Genomic DNA, 22390 nt, shown 5'->3' with positions numbered 1-22390 from the left:
CCTTATTGAATGCATGGTTGTAATTAATCTAAAACCAGAAAATTCGCTGTACTTCGTGCAATCATTTTGTTGTTTTGCCAAGCTTCACTTTCGAGATTCAGTACGGTTTTGCCTTGTTTAATGAATCGGCATTTTGTAATGACTTCACCCACAGCACAGGGCCTTAAAAAATCCATTGTTAAGTTGATGGTGGTAGCTGGTTTACGGTCATTGGCGAGATATGCAAAAAGTCCCATCACATCGTCAAGCATGGCGCAGATCATGCCGCCTTCAACGGTGCCGCGTGGATTGGTAAAGCTTTCTAGGGCTGTGTAGTGGATGGTGAGTTCAGTGTTTTTGTCATTCCAATGGATATTGTGTCCGCCCAAATGGTGATGGATGGGCGGTAAGTGTTCTAAAGTTTTTTGATCCATAATGAAGGCTCCATCCTTTTTGTAGGTGTTATAAAAATTATTATTTCAGGGTATAGGCATCATAAATAACTGCTTTACCCAAACGCATTGCACTACCTACCGCAACGGTCTGGTTAAGCCATGAATATTGAGGTGAGCTGGTTTCAAACTGCATGGTAATTTTGAAATAGTAATTTTTCGGGTCGACATCTTTGCCTTGGGCAAGCTGTTTTAGTGTTTCTGCCGAGCCATGTCGGTAACCTTTGGTTTGAAGGTAAATAAGCGCACCATCATTGGTTTCTAATAGATATCGCGTATCAATAATGGCTAGCCCTTTACTGTCGACAATTTGCCAATCTGCGCCATTATTTAAAATACGACCTTTAAGTGATTTCCCTTCAAATGTCCCACCTGTAATGGGAATAATTCGGCGTTTACCTGCATCACTGGTCGTGCCTAATTCCCAAACAGGCGCATTTAGATCAACACTAAATTTTGCTAAAGGTTCAAGCTGAATAGGTGGCGGGCTATATTGCGTTTCTGCATGAGTCAGGCCAATAAAATAAATTCCGCAGAGTAGAGCTACAACTTTCTTCATGATGAATTTCCCGAAATAAAAAGAGGTTCTATTTGTGACAGAACCTCTGGTTTTGAATTATTTAAATTTCCATGTGTAGTCGATGTTGAGACGGGTTTCGTTTACAGGTTTGATATTGGCTGTAGAGAGCATGTTGTTGTCATAAATGGCGTAGCGTGCGCGTAACCCTAGATTTTTTAACCAGCCACTTTGAACGGTGTAACCTAAATCAAAGTCCGTTTCGCGTTCTTTTAGATTAGTTCCGCCTAAGTTGGGTGCATAAATATTGTGACCTGTGGTGTAACGAGTCATAAAACGTAAACCCGGTACATAATCTTTAAAATCATATTCATAACGGAAGCTATAGGCCTTTTCTTTTGGATTTAAAAACTCGCCCGGCCATGTATCAATGAGTAGACCCGTTTCACCTCCCGTCAAATATGGAAAAGCGGTGTCGCCATGATGTTGGAAGGTTCCAAAAATAAATTTATGGTTTTGATGTTTAAGTTCGAAATGCGCATGATATAGGTCATTATCGACTAAGCCTGCTTTTGCTTGTCCATCATCGCGGCTGCGGTAGTAACGTAATTGCGAGCTAAAGTTAGTGGTGTCATTAATTTTATGTTGATGTAAAGCACCGACCATGGTTTGGTTATAAAGATCATCAACATCCATGTAGAAAGCGGTGAGTTTGAGTGCAGGATTAAACTGATAGTTTCCACCTAAATAATAGAGTCCATCCGTTTCAGCACTTTTAAAGCGTCCATTTACGCCTGAAATTTTAATTTTTTCATAGTTGGTCGAATCCCGATGATTCACTTTATCGAGGTAGGCTGCCTGTAAATCAAAATCTTTAATATCTTTACTGGTCAGTGAAATTCCTCGATAGGTTTGAGGAAGCAAACGAGCAGGTGAAGCTACTAAAACTGGGTTCATCGGCATGAGTGTACCAATGCGTAGCTCGGTCTGGCTCATTTTCGCTTTTGCTGTGACCCCAATTTCCCCATAAGAGTCAGCAGGTTCATTGGTACGCGTGTCTCTAGGTAAGTTTCCTGTACCGCCATGCTCTGCGTCGGCATCGAGTTTAAAACCCGCCGTCGCAAGTACATCCAGTCCAAAACCGACAGTCCCTTCGGTATAACCTGAATTGGCTTTAAGAATAAAACCTTGTGTCCAGTCCTTGGCAGCAGGGTAAGCAGATTGCTCTTGATAGTCGCGGTCAAAATAGAAATTTCGCGTGGTGAGTTCTACTGAACTGTTGTCAATAAAATTGCCAGCCCACACTGAACCAGAGAGCATGAGGGTAGAGTACATCCATAATTTCGACATAGCATTTCTTCCTGAAATAACATTTTTTTGTTTTCAACAAGGCATAGTTGTTGTGTCTGCCTTATTCGGTTTTTTAAATCGAATTATTTTCCGAGCAGTTCTCGGGCGACGATTTCTTTCATAATTTCATTGGTTCCCCCATAAATTTTTTGTACCCGTGCATCCACAAAAAAACGTGAGATTGGGTATTCCTGCATGTAACCGTAGCCACCAAAAAGCTGGAGTAATTGGTCAATCACTTCACATTGGACATCGGTAATAAAGCACTTCAACGCGGCAACTTGGGTTACGCTTAACAGGTGTTGTTGATATAGCGCCGCACATTGGTCTACAAAGGCTTGGGCGGCTTTCGCTTTGATTTGCGCGTTTGCGAGTACAAAGCGTGTGTTTTGCATTTGGCTTAAAGGTTGTCCAAAAACTTTACGCTCCAGCACATAGTCTTTGGCGAGTTCTATGGCACCTAAAATTGACCCTAAAGCCATCATTGAAATGCTTAAACGTTCACGAGGTAACTCTTGCATTAAATAAGCAAAGCCTTGTCCTTCTTGACCCAAACGCTGAGTTGTAGGCACATAAACATCATCAAAAAACAGTTCGGCTGTATCTTGGGCATGCAGCCCGATTTTTTGTAATGAACGGCCTTTTTTAACGCCGTCTAAAGCAGCATCGACTAGTAAAATCGAAATACCTTTTGCTTTGGCTTGCGGATCGGTTTTTGCTACCAGAATGATCAGATCGGCATGCAAACCATTTGAGATAAACGTTTTTGAACCATTCACATGATAATGATCATTTTCTAAAATGGCTTGAGTGCGTATGGCCTGTAAGTCTGAACCAGCATTCGCTTCGGTCATGGCAATTGCAGTGACGACTTCACCTGTCACCATTTTCGGTAACCAATAACGTTTTTGCGCTTCAGTTCCAATATTTTGCAGGTAAGGAGAGACCAACTCATTTTGCCCACCAATGGCAACCGCCAAAGATGCAAAACCAGCTTGAGCAGTTTCTTGAACCAGCATGAGTGAGTAATGAACAGGAGCACCATAGCCGCCATATTCCTCGGGTACATCGACGCACAAAAAGCCATTTTCCCCAAGACGAAGCCATAGATCACGTGGAATCAGGCCATCGTGTTCCCATTGTTCGTAGTAAGGAGCAACCTGTTCTTTTAAGAACCTGCGATAGCTGTCCCGAAATAGTTCAAATTCTGTATCGTGTGGCATGTTGAACCTTTTTTTGGCAAAAGTGAGGCTAAGGCCCAAACCGAAGTTTGAGCTTCCTTTTTTATTTCAATTGCTTATTGCTTTAAGGTGGGCACCCGAATAATCAGCGGGTTATCAGTCTGCTTTTGATAAAGCTCATCAATTAAAGCGGCACGACGTTTCGTAATACTGCTTTGATTGAGGTTGCCTTTATCGGTCACTTCGCCGGCATCGAGTTGAGGTGGTTCGGTCATTAAATAAAGCATTGAGACTGTATTTGAACTGCCAGTCGCATCTTTATTAAAGGTCGTTAAAAATTGGCGGAACCATTGCTGAACCTTAGGGTGTTGTAATATTTCTGTTGCAGAATGTTCACCAAGCTTAAGACCTGCATGTTGAGCACACGCTTCTAATTTTGGAAAAATCAGAAAACCAATAGCATTCAGGTTTGAACCAGTAATACAAACATCTTGGATGAGTAAATTACCTTGAATAAGCACTTTGTTGCGTAATGTGCCCACATTCACAAAAGTACCTGTATTGAGTTTAAAGTCTTCGGCAATTCGTCCGTCGTACATTAGGCCTTTGGTGGGATCATTGACATCGACTAAACGAACGGCATCGCCCGTATGGAAAAAGCCTTCATTATCAAACACAGTGCTTTGCTGGTCTGCTTTTAAGCGCCAATAGCCTTTCATGACGTGTTTGCCACGAACACAGAATTCAAGTTTGTCACCACATGGAACTAGCTTAATTTCGCATCCCGGAGCAGGATATCCAATAAAGCCAGCCATTACGCGTGGGCCAGTTGTAAAAGCACAAGAGGGAGCAGTTTCAGTCATGCCCAATCCACTCATAATGCGAATTTTTTCTCCACAATGTTGCTGAGCAATTTTATCGAGTCTGTTCCAGCCCGCTTCTGAAAGTGCTGCACCTGCAAAGAATAGAATTTTTACTTTGGCAAAAAAGCGGTCTCTTAATTCCTCATCTTTTTCTAAAGCTTCGGTGAGTTCTTCCCAACCTTTTGGCACATTTAAATAAACGGTTGGAGAAATTTCTTTGAGATTACGAATGGTTTCATCAAATTTTCCTGCAACGGGTTTGCCGTCATCAATGTAAATGGTACCGCCGTTATAGAGCGCGATGCCGACATTGTGACTACCACCAAACGTGTGGTGCCAAGACAGCCAGTCGAGTAGGACAGGCGGCGTTTCTTCAAACTCAGGGAAAGTCTGCAATAACATTTGCTGATTAACACACAACATTAAATGTGTGGTCGGCACAGCTTTAGGCAATTTAGTTGAACCTGATGTAAATAAGAATTTGGCAATTTGGTTTTCATCAAGGGTTTGATAAAACTCTTGAACATTTGAAACAGGCGTATCTAATAGCGACTGAAAAGACGTACAGATCTGATCGCCTACAATCCCTTTATTGGTCACCACTTCAATATTAGGCGTAATACATGCCTGAATCGCTTTGGCAAAAACTTGTCCATCGCTGGCATAGACCATACCAGGTGTGAGCACTTCAAACACATGTTTGAGTTTGCCAAAGTCTTGAGAAATCAGAGAGTAGGCAGGGGAAATAGCCGAGAAAGGCACACCTGCCAACATAGCACCCATAGACAGTGTTAAATGTTCGAGATCATTACCACTTAAAATGACGAGTGGTCTTTCTTGGCTTAAATTACGATCATGCAAAGCTTGAGCAATGTGCCATGCACGTTGTAGAACTTCTGCATAACTCAGTTTGACCCATTCGCCTTGAGCATTGCGTTTTGCTGCAAAAATATGGTCTGGTTTGGTTTGTGCAAAATGAATTAACCGATCTGTCAGTTTTTGTGGATACGGTTTTAATTGCTCTTTTGGGCTGATATAGAGCGTGTCATCTTTATGGTGATAATGAATATCATGTTGCCCTAATTTTACGAACCGTTCGCGGTCTTGTGATTGAGTGGCATTCATTTGCATTTCTTTCACTCCATGGAAAGCGCATCACTGCGCTTTATTTTTTGCATCATGCAATTTTTATTTAATATGTTGTTGTCCGCATTAGCCTGACTAAATCGGGTAATGACGTGATTGGGTTTGAATGGTAATCCAGCGTAGTTCGGTAAATTCGGCAACAGAGACTTTACTACCAAAACGTCCGTAACCACTCGATTTTGTTCCGCCAAATGGCATTTGAGCTTCGTCATGTACGGTTGCGCCGTTAATGTGACAAATACCCGAATCAATCTGTTTAGCCACTTCCAATGCTTGCGGAATATTCTGGCTAAACACTGCCGCAGAAAGGCCGAACTCGCTGTCATTTGCCAATGCTATGCCTTCGTCAATGCTTGAAAAACGTTGAACTGTGCATACTGGGCCAAATGATTCTTCACGGTAAAGCAGCATGTCAGGTTTAATATTGAGCACCAGCGTCGGTTGCATGGTGGTGTCTTCAATATGAATGCCTAAAGGTAAGTCAGCACCTTTTTTTTGAGCATCTTCCAGCAAATGCTGAATACGGTTTGCAGCACGTCGACTTTCTAAAACACCGAGTACATTGTCTTTTGAGGTTGGATTACCTGCCCGAATAGCGCGGGTTTTTTCAATCAGTTTTTCAATAAATTGGTCGGCAATATTGTTTTGAACCAAAACACGTTCGGTCGACATACAGATTTGACCCTGATTAAAGAACGCTCCAAAAGCGACTGCATTTACGGCTTCATTAATGTCAGCTTCATTTAAAACCACAACAGGGGCTTTACCACCGAGTTCAAGTAAAACAGGTTTTAAATATTTAGCAGCAGTCTCGGCAATAATTTTCCCGACTTTGGTTGAACCCGTAAAATTAATGCGCTTCACAGCTGGATGAGAGACTAAACGCTCTACGATTTGTGGTGCATCTTCGGCGGCATGCGTAATCACATTGACCACACCTTCACCTATACCTGCCTCATGTAACACTTCACCAATTAAACGATGTGTTGCTGGGCAGGCTTCTGAGGCTTTTAATACAACAGTGTTGCCACAAGCCAAAGGCATAGCAAGTGCACGTGTTGCCAAAATCACAGGGGCATTCCAAGGTGCAATTCCTACAATCACACCACAAGGAACTCGCACACCCATCGCAAGATTGCCCGGCACATCTGATGGAATCAGGCTTCCGTCAATTTGTGTGGTCATGGCTGCGGCTTCACGTAACATGTTGGCAGCAAGGTGAACGTTAAACCCATACCATGTTGCAGTTGAACCTGTTTCTTGCATTCCAGTTTCAATGAATTGCTCGGTTTTTTGGTCCATTAAATCGGCTGCTTTTAATAAACGTAAGCGACGTTCGGTAGGCGAGAGTTTCGACCATACTTTAAAAGCTTGTTGCGCCGATTCGATTGCACGGTCAACATCTTCCAGTGTTGCGGCAGCAGCTTTAGTTGCCACTGATCCATCAATTGGGCTAATACGCTCAAAAGTTGCCTGATTTGATGCATCAACAGATTGACCGTGAATAAGTAACTGTACATTTTGCATGGGTTGCGTCCTTACATTGCCATTAAAGAATCAAAAGTTAACCAGTACGTTTATAGCTCTGTAAACCCGGTTTAATTGATTTTTCATCTAAAAATTGTTTCAAACCTTCTTGGCGACCATTTTCTGTATCGCGGTGGATACATTGATCAAGTTTGGCATATAAGTAGTCTTCGTTTTGATCCCAAGTCAGTTCACGACAACGCTTAAATCCATTTTTAGCGGTACGAAGAACCACAGGGTTTTTCTCAAGTAAGCAATTTGCAAGTTCAGTCACTTCTGCTTTTAATTGGGCAAGCGGTACGCTTTTATTCACAAGGCCCATGGTTTCAGCTTCTTTACCACTAAAGGTTTTACCCGTCATGATGTAGTACAAAGATGCACGATGACCTACGGTATCTGCCATTGCTTTACTTACAAGGTTGCCCGGTGGAATGCCCCAGTTAATCTCAGATAAACCGAAAGTTGCTTCATCTGCTGCAATTGCTAGGTCACACGCCACTAAAGGTGAGAAACCGCCTCCAAAGCACCAGCCGTTGACCATAGCAATCGTTGGTTTTGAATACATGCGAAGAAGTTGCCACTGCCAGCGACAAGAGTCACGGCGAATACGTTCTTGGAAAATTTCAGGCTGAGTGTCGACTTCACGGAAATATTCCTTCAAATCCATACCCGCTGTCCAAGAGTCACCAGCACCCGTCAAAACTAAAACACGCGCATCTTGATCAAGCTCAAGAGTTTCGAGCACATCAATCATTTCACGATTGAGTGTTGGGCTCATGGCATTTTTCTTTTCTGGGCGGTTTAGTGTTACCCATGCAATTCCATCTTCAACTTTGACATCTACTGTTTCCCAGCGGTTTTCATAACTCATCTTCATACTCCTTGAATGATTTTTAGCTGTTCTGGGATTTAATTTAATATCAGTTAAACTTACATTCAAGTCTTTTTTATAAAATTTCATAAATATTTTTTAATTCATTGTATTTTAATTAATAATTATTTTTTAAATTAATTTAATATAAAAATATGTTGATTTTTTAGTAAGTTTAACTGATATTTTTGGTGTGTTTAAACAACAATACACAAAGGGCTAAATGGAACGACTAGTCAATAAAGGACAACACAATGGAAAAAATATCAGGACAGCCTTCAAGGGCAAAAATCACGTTGCTACTGTGCTTTGCCATAGCAATTTTTGAAGGGTTTGATCTTCAATCAATGGGGGTAGCCGCTCCACGAATGCGGGCTGAGTTTATGTTGGACAATGCCCAGATGGCGTGGGCGTTTAGTGCTGCAATTTTAGGGACGTTACCAGGTGCAATATTAGGCGGTCGGTTTGCTGATATTGTCGGGCGTAAGAAAATTCTGATTTTTAGTATTTTACTTTTTGGAATTATGTCTTTGCTAACGGCCTATGCTGCTAACTTTAGTTTGCTATTGCTCATTCGTTTTTGTACAGGTTTAGGAATGGGTGGAGCACTTCCGATGATGATTACACTTGCCTCTGAAGCTGTACCTGACCAGCACAAAGGTACTGCTGTCAGCATCATGTATAGCGGCATTCCTTTTGGCGGATTACTCACTTCTGTTGTCGCCATGTCGTTGGCAGGTGATGCAGAGTGGCGTCATATTTTCTATATTGGTGGGATTGCACCTATTTTACTCATTCCACTGATTATGCGCTTTTTACCTGAGTCAAATGATTACCTGCAACGTAAAGTTCAAGCGCAAAAAACGACACCATTCTTGGAGGTTTTATTTGCTAAAGAACGTCGTATGTCGACCATTCAGCTTTGGGTCAGTTTTTTCTGCACGCTAGTGGTACTTTATTTCTTGTTGAACTGGTTACCGTTGCTGATGGGCGCGCAAGGCCTATCAAAACTACAGGCAAACTATGTACAGATGGGCTACAACGTTGGCGGAATTTTAGGTTCAATCCTCATGGGTGTATTGCTTGATAAATTACGCATGAGCTTTGTGATTAAGCTAATTTATCTCGGCATTTTATTCTCACTGTGCTGTTTAGCAATTTCTCCGACAGTGGCTTTACTTGCACTTTCGGCAGTGGGTTGTGGCCTATTCATTGTGGGAGGACAATCGGCGCTGTATGGTCTGGCTGCTATGTATTATCCAACTGAAATGCGTGGAACTGGTGTAGGTGCAGCAGTTGCAATTGGGCGTATCGGTTCTTTTGCAGGACCTTTAATGGCTGGTTTTTTACTCTCGCTTGGACAAAGCTCGACCATCGTGATTGGTTCAAGCATTCCAGTGATTTTAATTGCAGCGATCTCTGCATTACTTCTTGTCAAAAAACCTAAACAGCCTGTACATTTAGTACAAAGCTCAGGTGCTCGCTAAGTTTTAACGAAAGTATGGGGTTAGTGCCTCATACTTTCACTACAGATTTTCTTATGATGATTGAAAGGTTATGGTACGTTCGAATTTAGTTCCAAAAAAAGTAGAAGATGAGCCTAAGTTAAGTTACATGATTGCTCGTGTTGACCGAATTATTAGTAAACATTTAACAGAACATTTAAAAGAGCTTGAAATTACCTTACCGCAATTTACTGCACTTTCTGTTTTAGCTTCAAAAAGTAATTTATCCAATGCCAAGCTTGCTGAGCGCTCTTTCATAAAGCCGCAATCTGCCAACAAAATTTTGCAAGATTTACTGGTGAATGGCTGGATTGAGAAAAAACCTGATCCAACACATGGCCGCCGTATTTTAATTACACTGACAGACAGCGGTATTGATAAGCTAAATAAATGTAATGAAGTGGTTTTGAAAGTTGAAGAAAAAATGCTTGAAGGCATTGATATTAACTTGGCTTATTTAATCCGTAATAATCTCGATATTATGGTCAATAATCTTAAAAATCTTTAATTGAATGTGGTTTGTAAATTAATTTTTTAAAATCTACAGAAATGCTTAAGCACTGATTCAAACAGAAAATTTATTTCATTTTACAAATGAACTTGCTAGCATCGAAGTGACGTTTTTGGTGATGTGTGGCAGCGAATGTCTTCAGGACAACAAGTTTTACTTAAACTAAGAAAAATGATTATTTCAGGGGAACTTGAGGGCGGTGCCAGAATTGCCGAAATTCCGACTGCCGAGTTACTTGGCGTTTCAAGGCAGCCTGTTCGTATTGCCTTTCGGTTGCTCGAGCAAGAAGGCCTCCTCATTAAAAACCCAACTCGTGGTTATACAGTTCGTGAAATTTCAGAGCAACTTGTTCATGATGCGCTCGAAGTTCGCGGTGTGCTTGAAGGGTTGGCTGCAAAAACTTTGGCAGAACAAGGCTTAAGCGAAGAGCAGAAAAAGACGCTGCAACATTGTATTCAAGAAACTGAAAAACTTTTTAATGAAACAGACGAGTTTGGCGATGCTGAACTGGAACGTTATCACCATTTTAATGTCATTTTTCATGACACGATTATTGAGGGTGCACAAAACGTCGCCCTCATCCAAGCCTTAGCAAAAAATAATCAATTGCCGATGGCTTCTGCTCAAGCCATTACCTATGACCAGAATCAAGCTTTGTCGGAATATCGCCGTTTGCATTATGCACATTTGCAGCATTGCTCGATTTTCGATGCGTTGGTACATCGTCAGGCAGGGCGTGCTGAAACTTTAATGCGTGAACACAGTAGTGTGGTGATTTTGGGTGAAACGCTAAGAAATGTTCTCAGCGCTTAAGGTGAAAGAAGTTCCTTTATTTTTGAATAAAGGAACTTGGGTATTAAAGCTCAATCACAAGATGTTTAGTTTTTGCACGAGAACAGCAGGGCGTAAACTGGTCATTCAATGCATGTTCCTCATCGGTCATAAACATATCTCGATGATCTGGAGTGCCTTCTACCACACGGGTAATACATGTACCACAAATACCTTGTTCACACGAAACAGGAATATCAAAACCATTTGCAATTAATGCTTCTGTTGCGGTTTGCTCTGGTAATACTTCAATTCGGCGGTCCGTACCTTTCACTTCAATGGTGAAAGCTTCATCGTTGGACGTATCTACCTTTTGAGCAACAAAATGCTCTTGATGTAACTGTTCGCTATGCCAACCCGCTTGTTCGGCCGAGCTCATGACAAACTGCATAAACCCTGTAGGTCCACATACATATAAGTGTTTATCAGGTGAAGATTGGCCCAAAGCTTCTGCCATATTACATTCGGTGTCTGGTTGGTCTTGAATGTGAAAATGAACTTGCTTACCAAAGTACTCGGTTAAATTGCCATAGAAGGCAATCATTTCATGACTACGAACGAAGTAGTGCAATTCAAAAGGAATATTGGCCGACTTAAGCCGATATGCCATCGACAAAATAGGGGTAATACCGATACCACCCGCAAATAAAATCGCTTGTTTGGTTTGAGGGTGAATCTCAAATAAATTACGCGGCTCACCAATTTTTAAATGATCGCCTTCACGATATTCGGTGTGGATGCAACGTGAGCCACCGCGTGAATTGGCATCATGTAAAACGCCAATCACATAACGATGCTTTTCAGTGCAGCAGTTTGAAAGTGAATATTGACGGGTGAGGCCATTTTTTAGATGTACATCAATATGTGCACCTGCTTCAAAATTCGGTAGCTCTGTACCATTTGCTGCAACCAATTCAAAAGCACGAATGGTTGGGGTGAGCTGATGAATTTTTTGAATAATAACGTCCATGTTCATACTCCTTTAAATAATCCGAATGTTTGGAAACTTCTGTGCGGATGTTTCAGGAGGTGTTTTATTTTCTTCGGCAAGTAGTCGCTCAATCACCTTACGAGACTGCACACCACCTGCGTCGATATTGAGCATCAGTAATTTGCGATGCGGATTATTTAAAATATTTTGTTGCTGTTGCTCAAGCATTTCTAAATCTTCAGTAAATATTTTGCCTTGGCCTTCACGAATTTGATCGGTGAGTTCAGCATTATCTGGCTGGAAGTTACGTGCCATTCCCCAGAAATACCAATGTGAAGTTTCAGTCTCCGGCGTAATAAAATCGACCACGATTGAGGAAACTTTTTTGTCTTTTGGTGCGTGATAACCACCATGTCCAGCATGCGCTACACCCACTTCAATGTGAACATTACTTGGCGCAAAGAAGTGACAACGTTGCCAACGGTCAACTGGTACATCATCTGCTAAGTGGTTACCACGAAGAGCCATTTGCCAAAATGGAGGTGCGATCACATTTTCCATATAGCGTTCGGTAATGACATGGTCGCCGTCAACTTTAGTGACAGGTAATGATTCATCAATCTCTTTTTGTCCGATGCTGCTTGAATGAACATAGGTCTCGTGGGTTAAATCCATTAGGTTGTCGATCATTAGGCGATAGTCGCACTGAATGTGAAACAAGCCTCCGCCATAGCTCCATTCGGGATGATCTGCCCATTCTAAAGTTGGGAGTTTTGCTTCATCTGCTAAAGCCTTTTCACCTGGCCATACCCAAATAAAGCCGAACTTTTCGACAACTGCATATGCTTTGTTGCAAGGAAAACCATTTATACGTTGAGCTGGCATTGAGACGGTCTTTCCGTCACAACCCATGACTAAGCCATGGTAGCCACAGACAAGGTTGCCATCTTCGACATAGCCAAGTGAGAGTGGGGCACCACGATGGGGACAAAAATCTTCAACGGCTGCAACTTGGTTTTCTTTACCACGATAAAAAACGATTTTTTCACCACAGATGGTGCGACCTAATGGTTTATCTTGGATTTCTTCTGGACGGCAAGCGACATACCAAGCATTTTTAATAAACATTTGTGACGACTCCTTATCACTTATTGGATCCAATTTATAATAAATAAAAATATTGGTCAATTGATAAGCAATATATTTATTCAAAAATATTGTTCTTTAAAGTTGGTTAATTTGTATATTTTTAACTATTGTTAAGGACTTATACGTTTCTTTGGAGTTTTTGGGAAATTTTTTTTATTTGTTTTAATTTGGATCCATAATGGCTGTAACTATAGCCATTATGGGCCGTGAAAATTTAGAAATTAAAAGTGTAATGAAGCATCATGCGCTGTTCATCCAGACTTTTGCCATGTTTGGTGTCGTAGTTAATATTTAAGAAAAGAAATTTAAGATTTTTAATCCAAGCATTTAGATCGTACTGAATCAACACATCACTTTCTTGCTCAAAATCGTTTTGATTCATGGTCTGAAAAGAGTCGCCATAAATATATTTATAGGTCACTTTTAAACCCTTGATATAGTTTTTAAAGTCATAGGAAGTAACGAAATGATAAGACTTTTCATCTGCTTTGGTAAACGCGCCTAAGGTCCAGTTCACCATGTGAGGAATGGGCATATTATCGAGTTTTGGAATACCATCTTTCCCAAAGTTTTCTTGATAGCCAATTCCGGTTGTAAAGTTGCCATGTTTGATGAAATGCATAGCGCCTATGGATGTATTATCATATTCACCAAGCTTTGATTTACCGACATCATCGTGGCGAAACACACGTAATTTTGTGGTGTGCTGCTTTGTCCATTGATAATCAAAAGCAAGGTAACTTTGATTGATGAGATCTGTTAAGTAACCATTATAAAATTTCCAGTGGTACCGCGGTGTTTTGCCATCCCATTGAAAGAAATAGAGTCCGTCAGATTCATGTTTTGATATGGCGAGTTTGTGGTAGTCCTCCTCATTTTTAGATGAATAACGGTTAATCAAACCCAGCTCGAAATTTTGTTGGGGTGTCTTATATTTTAATTCCAAGCCTTTGTAGTTCACTCGTAATTGATGTGTGTCGACTTGTGGGGTAAGTGGTGAGTCGGGAATAATTTCACCTACATTCATACGAAAGTTTTGATATTCAACTCCAGCACCTAAGCCATATTTAACTTGGTCTTGTGCTTGTTTCTTGGTATTAGGGTCAAAGGGTATGACCATATCATTGGTGTGTTGGTCGCTACTTAGGCGATAAGCATATTGAATGCTTGGATTGAGGTGTAGCTGAACCTCATTAAGTTTGGTTGACCAGTCGCCACGATAGATCAGACCTTGGCTCAAGCTATGAGTATCGGGGCTGGTCCCATTTTCATATTGTCTGTCGAAGTTGAATGTTTTTAGTGTGAGTGTATTTTGAAAATTAACATCGACTGCACTATGAGCTAAACAGCAGGCAAGGGTCGTCCCTGAGAAGAAAATCCCATAAATAAAAATATGCTTCATTTTTAAATCCGTTTAAAAGCGTTTTACTGTTCTAAATCCGACATGGCTGGTGGCAAGGTCGAGTTCTTGTGGATGCCTCGCGGCAGCGCGATAACGTGCGCAATAATTGGTTGCGCATAAATAAGATCCACCTTTAATCGTATATTGCAAAATCTGTTCGTGACTTTGCCGATATTTCGATGGATCTCCCATATGATGGTCTCGTGGTCCTGTATAGGGTGTTTGCGTCCATTCCCATACATTGCCAATCAGGTCATACAAACCAAAGGGGTTTTTACTAAAACAACCCACAGGGGCAATATCCTTAAAACCATCTTCCTGAATGTTTTTATAAGGAAATTCGCCTTGCCAGAAATTGGCTACAATATGGCCTTCGTGGGTCGGGCCAATATCGGAATTTTGCTGAAAACCTTTGGCTGCATATTCCCACTCAAGCTCAGTCGGTAAGTCATGACCTAGCCAGTTTGCATAAGCGTAGGCATCATTCCATGTCACCATACGAACAGGCTCATGAGGCGCGGGTTGTTTAGGATTGTTTAAGCCCCATGGATGTTTCCAATTGGCCCCTTTTTCAAATTTCCACCATTGTAATTCTTCAACTAGATGATCTGGTTGTACAAACATAGCTGCGCCGCCTTGCTTCTCTGCATCGGTGACATAACCCGTTTGTTTAACAAACTCTTGAAATTGAGCATTAGTGACTTCAGTCGCATCAATTAAAAAAGCGGGAACGGAAGTTGCCTGTAAATTTAAGGGGCGTTCATCTTCATAACCTTGTGTGGTGCCTAAAACAATTTTTCCTTGCGGAAGCTTGACCATGCCTGCTTCTTTATTTTTAGGCCAACCCGAAGGAAGGCCCGAATAAGAATTACATTTAGCTTTGCTGCCTAAGTCGGGCAAGGTGGTCTGTTCTAGTTGAGGCGTGGTTTTTTGGCATGCACAAAGTAAGAGGAACGATGAAAGCATCATGATCTGTTTCATCTGGTTTTCTCTACTTTTTGTTATATTGCTCAAAATCCACAACACCATTTTCGTCTGCATATCTTAAATATTTATCATTTAAGACTTTGACGATCTCAGGATGGGCTGCATAAAGATTATGTTGCTCATTAAAATCTGTTTTTAAATTGTAGAGTTCCCAACCATGGCTCTTAAATTTAGAAGGTGAGTTTTCAACAAGTTTCCATTCGTCAGTTTTAGCGTAGCGGCTGCCATGTAGTTCTTTAAAGTCATAATAATTAACAGGACGAATACGGGCAGTATTATCTTTAAACGCAGGGATCAGACTAAAACCAGATGGTTTAATTTTGGTGCTTGAAGTTGGATAAACCTGATTATTTTGAATCCCCGCTAGCTCCATCACAGTTGGGAATATGTCTCTGACTGTCGCAAAGTTATTGTTAATTCCATGTTGTTTGGAAATCTGCACAGGTGACTTAACAATAAATGGAACTCTTACTCCGCCTTCTGAAGCGGCTGACTTCCAGTACGTAAATGGTGTGCTGCTCACTTCGGCCCAGCGTGGTCCCATGTAAACATATGAGCTGGCGTTACCTATATTTTCATAGCGATTGTCGGCATCACCCATTGGGAAATTATGATCACCACCTTCAGCGCCGTTATCTGACATAAACACAATCAAAGTATTGTCATATAAATGATGCTTTTTAAGATATTGAATGACATCGCCCACACGGTCGTCTAATTGGGTAACCATGCCCGCATAAACTTCCATTTTGCGCGCTTCATATTTGCGCTCTTGTGGGGTGAGTTCATTCCAGCTTTTGGTGCCTAAAGCTTGGTTACCACGCTCGACTGGATATTCTGCATTTGCAGGAATCAATCCTAATTGCTTTTGTCTCTCAAAGCGTTGTTTACGAATTGCATCGTAGCCTTGATCGTATTTACCTTTATATAGGTCTCTATAATGAGCAGGTGCTTGTAGTGGCCAGTGTGGAGCGGTATAGGCTAGGTAGGCAAAAAATGGTTTTTGCGCTTTATTTTTGTCTAAATATTCAAAAGCTTTTTGTGTAAAAAAGTCGGTCGAGTAGTAGTTATCAGGCAGTGTGACTTTTTGACCATTTTCAGTATATTGAGTATTGCGCGGATAGTTTTTAGGCTGGTCTTTAAAATGTAAATCAAAGCCATCGAGCAGAGCAAAAGATTGATCAAAACCACGGGCTTTAGGGTTTTGTTCGGGAGCATAGCCTAAGTGCCATTTACCAACCATGAAGGTGTAATAATCTTGTGTCTTTAAAATCTCTGCGAGTGTATAAGCATTTTGCGTTAAATGACCTGAATAGCCATCAATTTTGAGGAGTGCACGCGGGCTATCTGCTCCAACCAATTTTTCTTGTCGTTTTGAAGTTTCATACATGGCACCTAAACCTACCAAGTGGTTATCTGCACCTGTCATAAGCTGTGCACGAGTAGGTGAACACATTGATGAAGCATGAAAATTAAAAAGCATTTTTCCTTGCTTTAACAGACTATCAATATGAGGGGTTTTAATTTCGCCACCATAAGCACCAATATCTGAAAATCCAAGATCATCGGCCAAAATAATCATGATATTAGGTGGTTGTTGATTTTTGGGAGGTGCTGCTTGCGTTGTGTAAAACAATTGGCTGGCAAAAAAAAGTCCCAATGTAAGCTGGCTTACTCTTTTGAGTTTCATAACAACAATCCTTTGAAGTTTTAAAAATGCATCTTGCATTCCATAAAAATGAACTGAGCTTTTTTGGCTAAAAAATGCTCTGGAATCGATCATAATAGATTTTTTAATATGGATCCATAAAAATATTCAAGCATTCTAATTTTATGTTTTTAATAATTTTATACTTATATAATTTATGTGTTTATATACTTTTTAATAATCTGTTTATAATTTTAGTTGATTTTTTGGATCCAAATATTCAGTATAGAAAAAGAGCAGGATGCTCAAAAAACAAATATTCCTCTAGGTCATTATGGATACGGATGTGCATAACCACCCAATCGCTTATATCAGCAATGTCGTGTGTATGTCTTATCCAAGGGAGATACACAAATGGAAAGAGACGTTCTAAGTGAGATCAATCAAAACAACATGAGCCGCTATCAATGGTTCGTCATTTTGATCTGTATTTGTCTCAATATTATTGATGGCTTTGACGTGATGGTAATGGCTTTTACTGCTCCATCCGTGTCAGCAGAATGGTCACTTTCAGGCGCACAAATTGGCTTGTTGTTAAGTGCTGGCCTTTTTGGAATGGCTGCCGGTTCAATTTTTCTCGCGCCTTTAGCCGATAAAATCGGTCGCCGTTTACTCATCTTAGTTTGTCTTGTAATTGCAGGTCTTAGCATGCTGGGCTGTGCTTTTGTACAAAGCCACGGCATGTTAGCTGCACTTCGGTTTATTACTGGAATTGGGGTGGGGGGCATCCTTGCGAGTAGTAATGTATTGGCAAGTGAATATGCCAATGCTCGCTGGCGCAGTCTTGCTGTTAGTTTAATGTCTACTGGTTATGGAATTGGCGCGACACTTGGCGGGGTACTATCACTGGCATTGATTGAGCATTTAGGTTGGCGCTCAATCTTTTTAGCAGGAGGGGTTACTACCATCGCAATGCTGCTGATCAGCGCATGGTTATTACCTGAATCTTTAGATTACTTACTAGCGAAACGACCAAAACAGGCACTAGAACGAATTAATGCAACTGTAAATCGTATGGGGTTAAACGAATTACCAGTTATGCCGCGTTATGAAAAAATTAGCACGCAAAATGGCAGTGAGCTGGGCAAATTATTTGCTGGACAACTTGGATTTCAAACGCTTTGTTTGTGGTTTGCATTCTTTTTAGTGATGTTTGGCTTTTACTTTGTCATGAGCTGGACACCAAAAATTCTAATTTCAATGGGAATGTCACCAGAGCAAGGCGTAAGTACTGGTATTTTAATTAGTATTGGTGGGATTTTCGGGGCAGCCATTATTGGTTTATTGGCATCACGTATGAAAATCTTCTATGCCTTAAGCCTGTTTTTAGGACTAACCTCGGCATGTGTTTTCCTATTTGTCGCTGTCTCATCTCAAGTGAGCATTGCACTCATGGTGGGGTTATTACTTGGCACACTCATTAATGGCTGTGTGGCAGGTTTATATTCTATTTCTCCAACAATTTATGATGCTGAAATCCGTAGTCGCGGCGTGGGCTATGCAATTGGTTTTGGACGAATTGGGGCAATTTTATCGCCAACGGTTGCAGGCATCTTCCTGGATAAAGGTATAGCACCCGCAACGCTTTATGCCTATTACGGTGTGGTGTTTATTTTGGCTATTTTCCTGATTTTAAGTTTGGGTAGTGCTTTTTATCGAAGTAAGAAAGAGCAGAACTACTCGCTTAAAACAGCACCTTAATCCATTAAAAATTAAATAGTTGAGATAAAAAATGAAAAAGACACCAGTATGGGTGGGGGTATGCTTGTGCCCATTATTTAGTCAAGTTGTGCATGCCGAATTTCTTGCAGACAGTAAAGCTGAGCTAACACTACGTAATTTTTACTTTGACCGAGACTATAAAAAAGACCCATATCCCTATACAGCAGGTAGAGATTGGGCGCAGGGTTTAATTTTTAAAGGACAGTCTGGTTATACTGAAGGTGCGGTTGGGTTTGGTGTTGATGTACTGGCAATGGCAGGTTTTAACCTGATGGGAAGCCGTGCTGATGACTATGCGCGTAGTGGCTTATTACCAGTGAATACCGATAACTCGCGTGATGATTATTATGGAAAAATCGGCATTACAGGAAAGGCTAAATTTAGGAAAAATGAGCTTTTTGTGGGGGACTTAGTTCCACAATTACCGACCATTTTTTCATCGCCAGCGCGTTTGTTCCCTCAGACTTACCGTGGTATCCGTTTTGTTTCAAATGAAATTCCAAATCTTCAACTCGAAGGCTTTTATGTCGACGAAGTACGTCAGCGCGACTCAATTCGTTATACCGATGTTGGAACAGACAATATCAACCATCGTTTTGACAAAGCGGCAACTACTGATTCTTTTTATACATTAGGTGGAAGCTATCAGTTAAAGGATTATCGTCTACGGGCTTACCATGCTGAACTCAAAGACATTTATCAGCAACAATTTTTAGGTTTTAACGGCAAACAACCTTTAAATGATCAACTTAATTTTTTAAGCGACGTGCGTTTTTTTAATAGTGAAGAAACTGGAAGTAAAAAAATAGGAGAGGTCGATAACCGACATATTAGTGGCTTATTTGGTTTGAACTATCAAAACCATACGGTTTCTTTGGGCTACATGCAGTCATTTGGCTCGACTGGTTTACCATTTTTGTCAGGAACTGAAAGTCCGGTTGTGCTTGATTTTATGAGTTCTGACTACTCAAATAAAGATGAAAAAGTCTATTCGATTCGTTATGAATATGACTTTAAAAATGCACGACTAGGTGATGTTTCGTTAAACGGTCTGCGCTTTATGACCCGCTATGCAAAAGGTGAAGACATTGATTTGTTGCAATATGGCGATCAGCGTTTTAAAGAAGAGTCGATGGAATTTGATTTAGGCTATAAAATTCCTGAAGGTAAGTTAAAAGGTTTGGGAGTACGAGCACGTTTTTCTCACTATCGCAACGATATGCCTACCAATATGACCTTTCATTCGACAAATGAAACGCGGTTAAATGTCGATTACACTTTTAAGTTTTAACACTCAATATTTATTAAATTAAAGACAAGTTAAAACATTGTGAGCAGCAATGTTTTAACTTTAGTTATCAACTTCACAAAATCCCTCTATAATACCGCCAATCTTATTAAAGCCACTTGAGTCGTTCATTAAACACATGGCTTTAATCTCTCATTTTTTTAAGTCAATTTCTTCGCTGTGATTCGGCTTATTTTTCAATATTTAGAATTTTATGTGTCTGTGCTGACACATAAAAATATTTAGGTGCCAGCATGGAAATCAAGGTTAATTATCTCGACAATCTTCGACAGGAAGCTAAGTTCGATGACTTTACGGTAATTGCCGATCAACCAATTCGCTACAAGGGTGACGGTTCGGCACCGGGCCCATTTGATTATTTTTTAGCATCGTCAGCATTGTGCGCAGCGTACTTTGTAAAAGTGTATTGTGCCGCTCGAGATATCCCGACCGATAATATTCGTTTATCGCAAAATAATATTGTTGACCCTGAAAACCGCTATAAGCAAACATTTAAAATTCAAATTGAATTACCAGCCGATATTTCAGAGAAAGATCGCCAAGGGATTTTACGTTCGATTGACCGTTGTACTGTTAAAAAAGTGATTCAAACGGGTCCTGAATTTATTATTGAAGAAGTTGAAAGTATCGATGCAGATGCGCAAGCATTGTTATTGCCAAGCTTAACTTCAGAAAGCCATACCTATATTCAGGGTAAAGACCTGCCATTAGAAGAAACCATTGCCAATATGTCTGCCATTTTGGCAAATTTGGGCATGAAGATTGAAATTGCATCTTGGCGTAATATTGTTCCGAATGTATGGTCGCTACATATTCGTGATGCCCAGTCTCCGATGTGCTTTACCAATGGTAAAGGTGCAACGAAAGAAAGTGCTTTGGCATCTGCATTGGGCGAGTTTATTGAGCGTTTAAACTGTAACTTCTTCTATAACGACCAGTTCTGGGGTGAAGATATTGCGAATGCTGAATTTGTGCATTATCCAGATGAAAAATGGTTTAAACCGGGTCCAAATGGTGAATTACCTAAAGAAATCTTAGATGAATATTGTCTTGAGATTTATAACCCAGATGATGAGTTGCTTGGCACACATTTATATGACACCAACTCAGGTAATGTAGAGCGTGGTATTTGCTCGTTACCTTTTGTGCGCCAGTCTGACGGTGAAGTTGTCTATTTCCCATCAAATTTAATTGAAAACTTGTACTTAAGTAATGGTATGAGTGCGGGTAATACTTTGGCAGAAGCCCAAGTTCAATGCTTGTCAGAAATTTTTGAACGTGCTGTTAAACGTGAAATTTTAGAAGGTGAAATTGCACTTCCAGATGTTCCTGAAGACGTATTAGCAAAATACCCAAGTATTGTTGCTGGTATTAAAGGTCTAGAAGAGCAAGGCTTCCCAGTATTAGTTAAAGATGCATCGCTAGGTGGTCAGTTCCCAGTAATGTGTGTGACTTTAATGAACCCGCGTACGGGTGGGGTGTTTGCATCTTTCGGTGCGCATCCAAGTTTTGAAGTTGCGTTGGAACGTAGTCTGACTGAATTACTTCAAGGCCGTAGTTTTGAAGGCTTAAATGATTTACCTCAACCGACTTTCCAAAGTAATGCGGTCACTGAGCCGAACAACTTTGTTGAGCACTTTATTGACTCAAGCGGTTTGGTATCTTGGCGCTTCTTTAGTTCTAAATCTGACTATGACTTTGTTGAATGGGATTTTTCTGGCGAAGGCGAAGAGTCGAATGCAGAAGAAGCTGCAACATTGTTCGGCATTCTCGAAGAGATGGGCAAAGAAGTATATATGGCAGTCTATGAGCATTTAGGTGCGACCGCTTGCCGTATTTTAGTACCAGATTATTCGGAAATTTATCTCGTTGAAGATTTGATTTGGGACAACACCAATAAGGCACTTTCATTCCGTGAAGACATTCTAAATCTACATCGTTTGGATGATGAACAGCTTGAGGCATTGGTTGAGCGTTTAGAGGAATGTGAGCTAGACGATTACACTGAAATCACCACACTCATTGGCATCGAGTTTGATGACAATACAGTTTGGGGACAGCTCACCATTTTAGAACTGAAATTGCTAATTTATGTGGCTTTACAACAGTTTGAAGAAGCAAAAGAGCTTGTAGAAACTTACTTGCAATATAACACCAACACCGTTGAGCGTGGCTTGTTCTATCAGTGCATGAACGTGGTGCTTGAAGTGATGTTAGATGAAGAACTAGAGCTTGAAGACTACCTTATGAATTTCCGTCGTATGTTTGGTGACACGCGAATGGATGCGGTATTAGGTTCTGTCGATGGTAGCGTTCGTTTCTATGGTTTAACACCAACAAGCATGAAACTAGAAGGACTTGATCGCCATTTACGTCTGATTGAGAGCTATAAAAAATTGCATGCAGCTCGTGCTAAAGCCGTGGCGATGTAATTTAGAAAGCGAAAGAA

The 22390-nt window shown here is 40.7% G+C and carries 18 protein-coding genes; 6 read left to right on the top strand and 12 right to left on the bottom strand.

The genetic code is table 11. The features are described 5' to 3' along the window. Positions 1–23 precede the first annotated feature (23 nt). The 7 genes from ACYU0V_RS12550 to ACYU0V_RS12520 form a co-directional block, all read right to left on the bottom strand. Positions 24–413 (bottom strand): PaaI family thioesterase, encoded by a 390-nt coding sequence (locus ACYU0V_RS12550; RefSeq protein ID WP_000372406.1) that lies wholly within the window; start codon positions 411–413, stop codon positions 24–26. 40 nt (positions 414–453) lie between these two features. Further along, positions 454–990, bottom strand: coding sequence for a DUF3237 domain-containing protein (locus tag ACYU0V_RS12545; RefSeq protein ID WP_461847680.1), 537 nt, complete (start codon positions 988–990; stop codon positions 454–456). A gap of 57 nt (positions 991–1047) precedes the next feature. Further along, entirely contained in the window at positions 1048–2298 is a 1251-nt protein-coding gene (locus ACYU0V_RS12540; protein WP_017400398.1) for an OprD family porin, read from the bottom strand. Positions 2299–2381: 83 nt separating this feature from the next. Next, the gene (locus tag ACYU0V_RS12535; protein WP_461847678.1) at positions 2382–3521 is read right to left on the bottom strand and encodes an acyl-CoA dehydrogenase family protein; all 1140 of its coding nucleotides are present in this window, start codon (positions 3519–3521) and stop codon (positions 2382–2384) included. Positions 3522–3595: 74 nt separating this feature from the next. Next, complete coding sequence (locus ACYU0V_RS12530; protein ID WP_461847676.1) at positions 3596–5482, bottom strand: feruloyl-CoA synthase; 1887 nt, start codon at positions 5480–5482, stop codon at positions 3596–3598. A gap of 81 nt (positions 5483–5563) precedes the next feature. After that, positions 5564–7015 carry an aldehyde dehydrogenase gene (locus ACYU0V_RS12525; protein WP_017386393.1) on the bottom strand — a complete coding sequence of 484 codons (1452 nt, stop codon included), beginning with the start codon at positions 7013–7015 and terminating at the stop codon, positions 5564–5566. 37 nt (positions 7016–7052) lie between these two features. Then, positions 7053–7892 carry a p-hydroxycinnamoyl CoA hydratase/lyase gene (locus ACYU0V_RS12520; RefSeq protein ID WP_169538806.1) on the bottom strand — a complete coding sequence of 280 codons (840 nt, stop codon included), beginning with the start codon at positions 7890–7892 and terminating at the stop codon, positions 7053–7055. Between the two features lie 248 nt (positions 7893–8140). Between ACYU0V_RS12520 and mhpT the strand changes: the two genes are divergently transcribed. From mhpT to ACYU0V_RS12505, 3 genes are all read left to right on the top strand, one after another. Then, on the top strand, positions 8141–9373 hold the full coding sequence (mhpT, locus tag ACYU0V_RS12515) for a 3-(3-hydroxy-phenyl)propionate transporter MhpT (RefSeq protein WP_017386392.1): 1233 nt from the start codon (positions 8141–8143) through the stop codon (positions 9371–9373). A gap of 70 nt (positions 9374–9443) precedes the next feature. Continuing rightward, positions 9444–9899 carry a MarR family winged helix-turn-helix transcriptional regulator gene (locus ACYU0V_RS12510; RefSeq protein WP_017386391.1) on the top strand — a complete coding sequence of 152 codons (456 nt, stop codon included), beginning with the start codon at positions 9444–9446 and terminating at the stop codon, positions 9897–9899. 123 nt (positions 9900–10022) lie between these two features. After that, on the top strand, positions 10023–10715 hold the full coding sequence (locus tag ACYU0V_RS12505; protein ID WP_005802836.1) for a GntR family transcriptional regulator: 693 nt from the start codon (positions 10023–10025) through the stop codon (positions 10713–10715). Between the two features lie 43 nt (positions 10716–10758). Here ACYU0V_RS12505 and ACYU0V_RS12500 read toward each other — a convergent pair whose 3' ends face one another. The 5 genes from ACYU0V_RS12500 to ACYU0V_RS12480 form a co-directional block, all read right to left on the bottom strand. Continuing rightward, positions 10759–11703: a PDR/VanB family oxidoreductase gene (locus ACYU0V_RS12500; RefSeq protein WP_461847673.1), complete on the bottom strand. Its 945-nt coding sequence runs from the start codon at positions 11701–11703 to the stop codon at positions 10759–10761. Positions 11704–11715: 12 nt separating this feature from the next. Further along, positions 11716–12792, bottom strand: a complete 1077-nt coding sequence (locus ACYU0V_RS12495) for an aromatic ring-hydroxylating dioxygenase subunit alpha (RefSeq protein WP_163048299.1) — start codon at positions 12790–12792, stop codon at positions 11716–11718. A gap of 235 nt (positions 12793–13027) precedes the next feature. Continuing rightward, a complete protein-coding gene (locus ACYU0V_RS12490) occupies positions 13028–14215 on the bottom strand; it encodes an OprD family outer membrane porin (RefSeq protein WP_225545731.1) in 1188 nt (395 codons plus the stop codon). A 12-nt stretch (positions 14216–14227) separates the two neighbouring features. After that, entirely contained in the window at positions 14228–15181 is a 954-nt protein-coding gene (locus ACYU0V_RS12485; RefSeq protein WP_262441424.1) for a formylglycine-generating enzyme family protein, read from the bottom strand. 25 nt (positions 15182–15206) lie between these two features. Beyond that, on the bottom strand, positions 15207–16892 hold the full coding sequence (locus tag ACYU0V_RS12480; protein ID WP_461847671.1) for an arylsulfatase: 1686 nt from the start codon (positions 16890–16892) through the stop codon (positions 15207–15209). 372 nt (positions 16893–17264) lie between these two features. Here ACYU0V_RS12480 and ACYU0V_RS12475 point away from each other — a divergent pair, with 372 nt between their 5' ends. The 3 genes from ACYU0V_RS12475 to ACYU0V_RS12465 all read left to right on the top strand — a co-directional run bounded on the left by ACYU0V_RS12475 (position 17265) and on the right by ACYU0V_RS12465 (position 22373). Further along, positions 17265–18611 (top strand): MFS transporter, encoded by a 1347-nt coding sequence (locus tag ACYU0V_RS12475; RefSeq protein ID WP_199112041.1) that lies wholly within the window; start codon positions 17265–17267, stop codon positions 18609–18611. A gap of 31 nt (positions 18612–18642) precedes the next feature. Continuing rightward, the gene (locus tag ACYU0V_RS12470; RefSeq protein WP_199112043.1) at positions 18643–19923 is read left to right on the top strand and encodes an OprD family outer membrane porin; all 1281 of its coding nucleotides are present in this window, start codon (positions 18643–18645) and stop codon (positions 19921–19923) included. Between the two features lie 251 nt (positions 19924–20174). Beyond that, positions 20175–22373 (top strand): OsmC domain/YcaO domain-containing protein, encoded by a 2199-nt coding sequence (locus ACYU0V_RS12465; RefSeq protein WP_342370749.1) that lies wholly within the window; start codon positions 20175–20177, stop codon positions 22371–22373. The last annotated feature ends 17 nt before the right edge of the window (positions 22374–22390 follow it).

This window comes from Acinetobacter sp. X9, from assembly GCF_054889255.1.
This window is presented reverse-complemented; position numbering and strand designations above follow the sequence as displayed.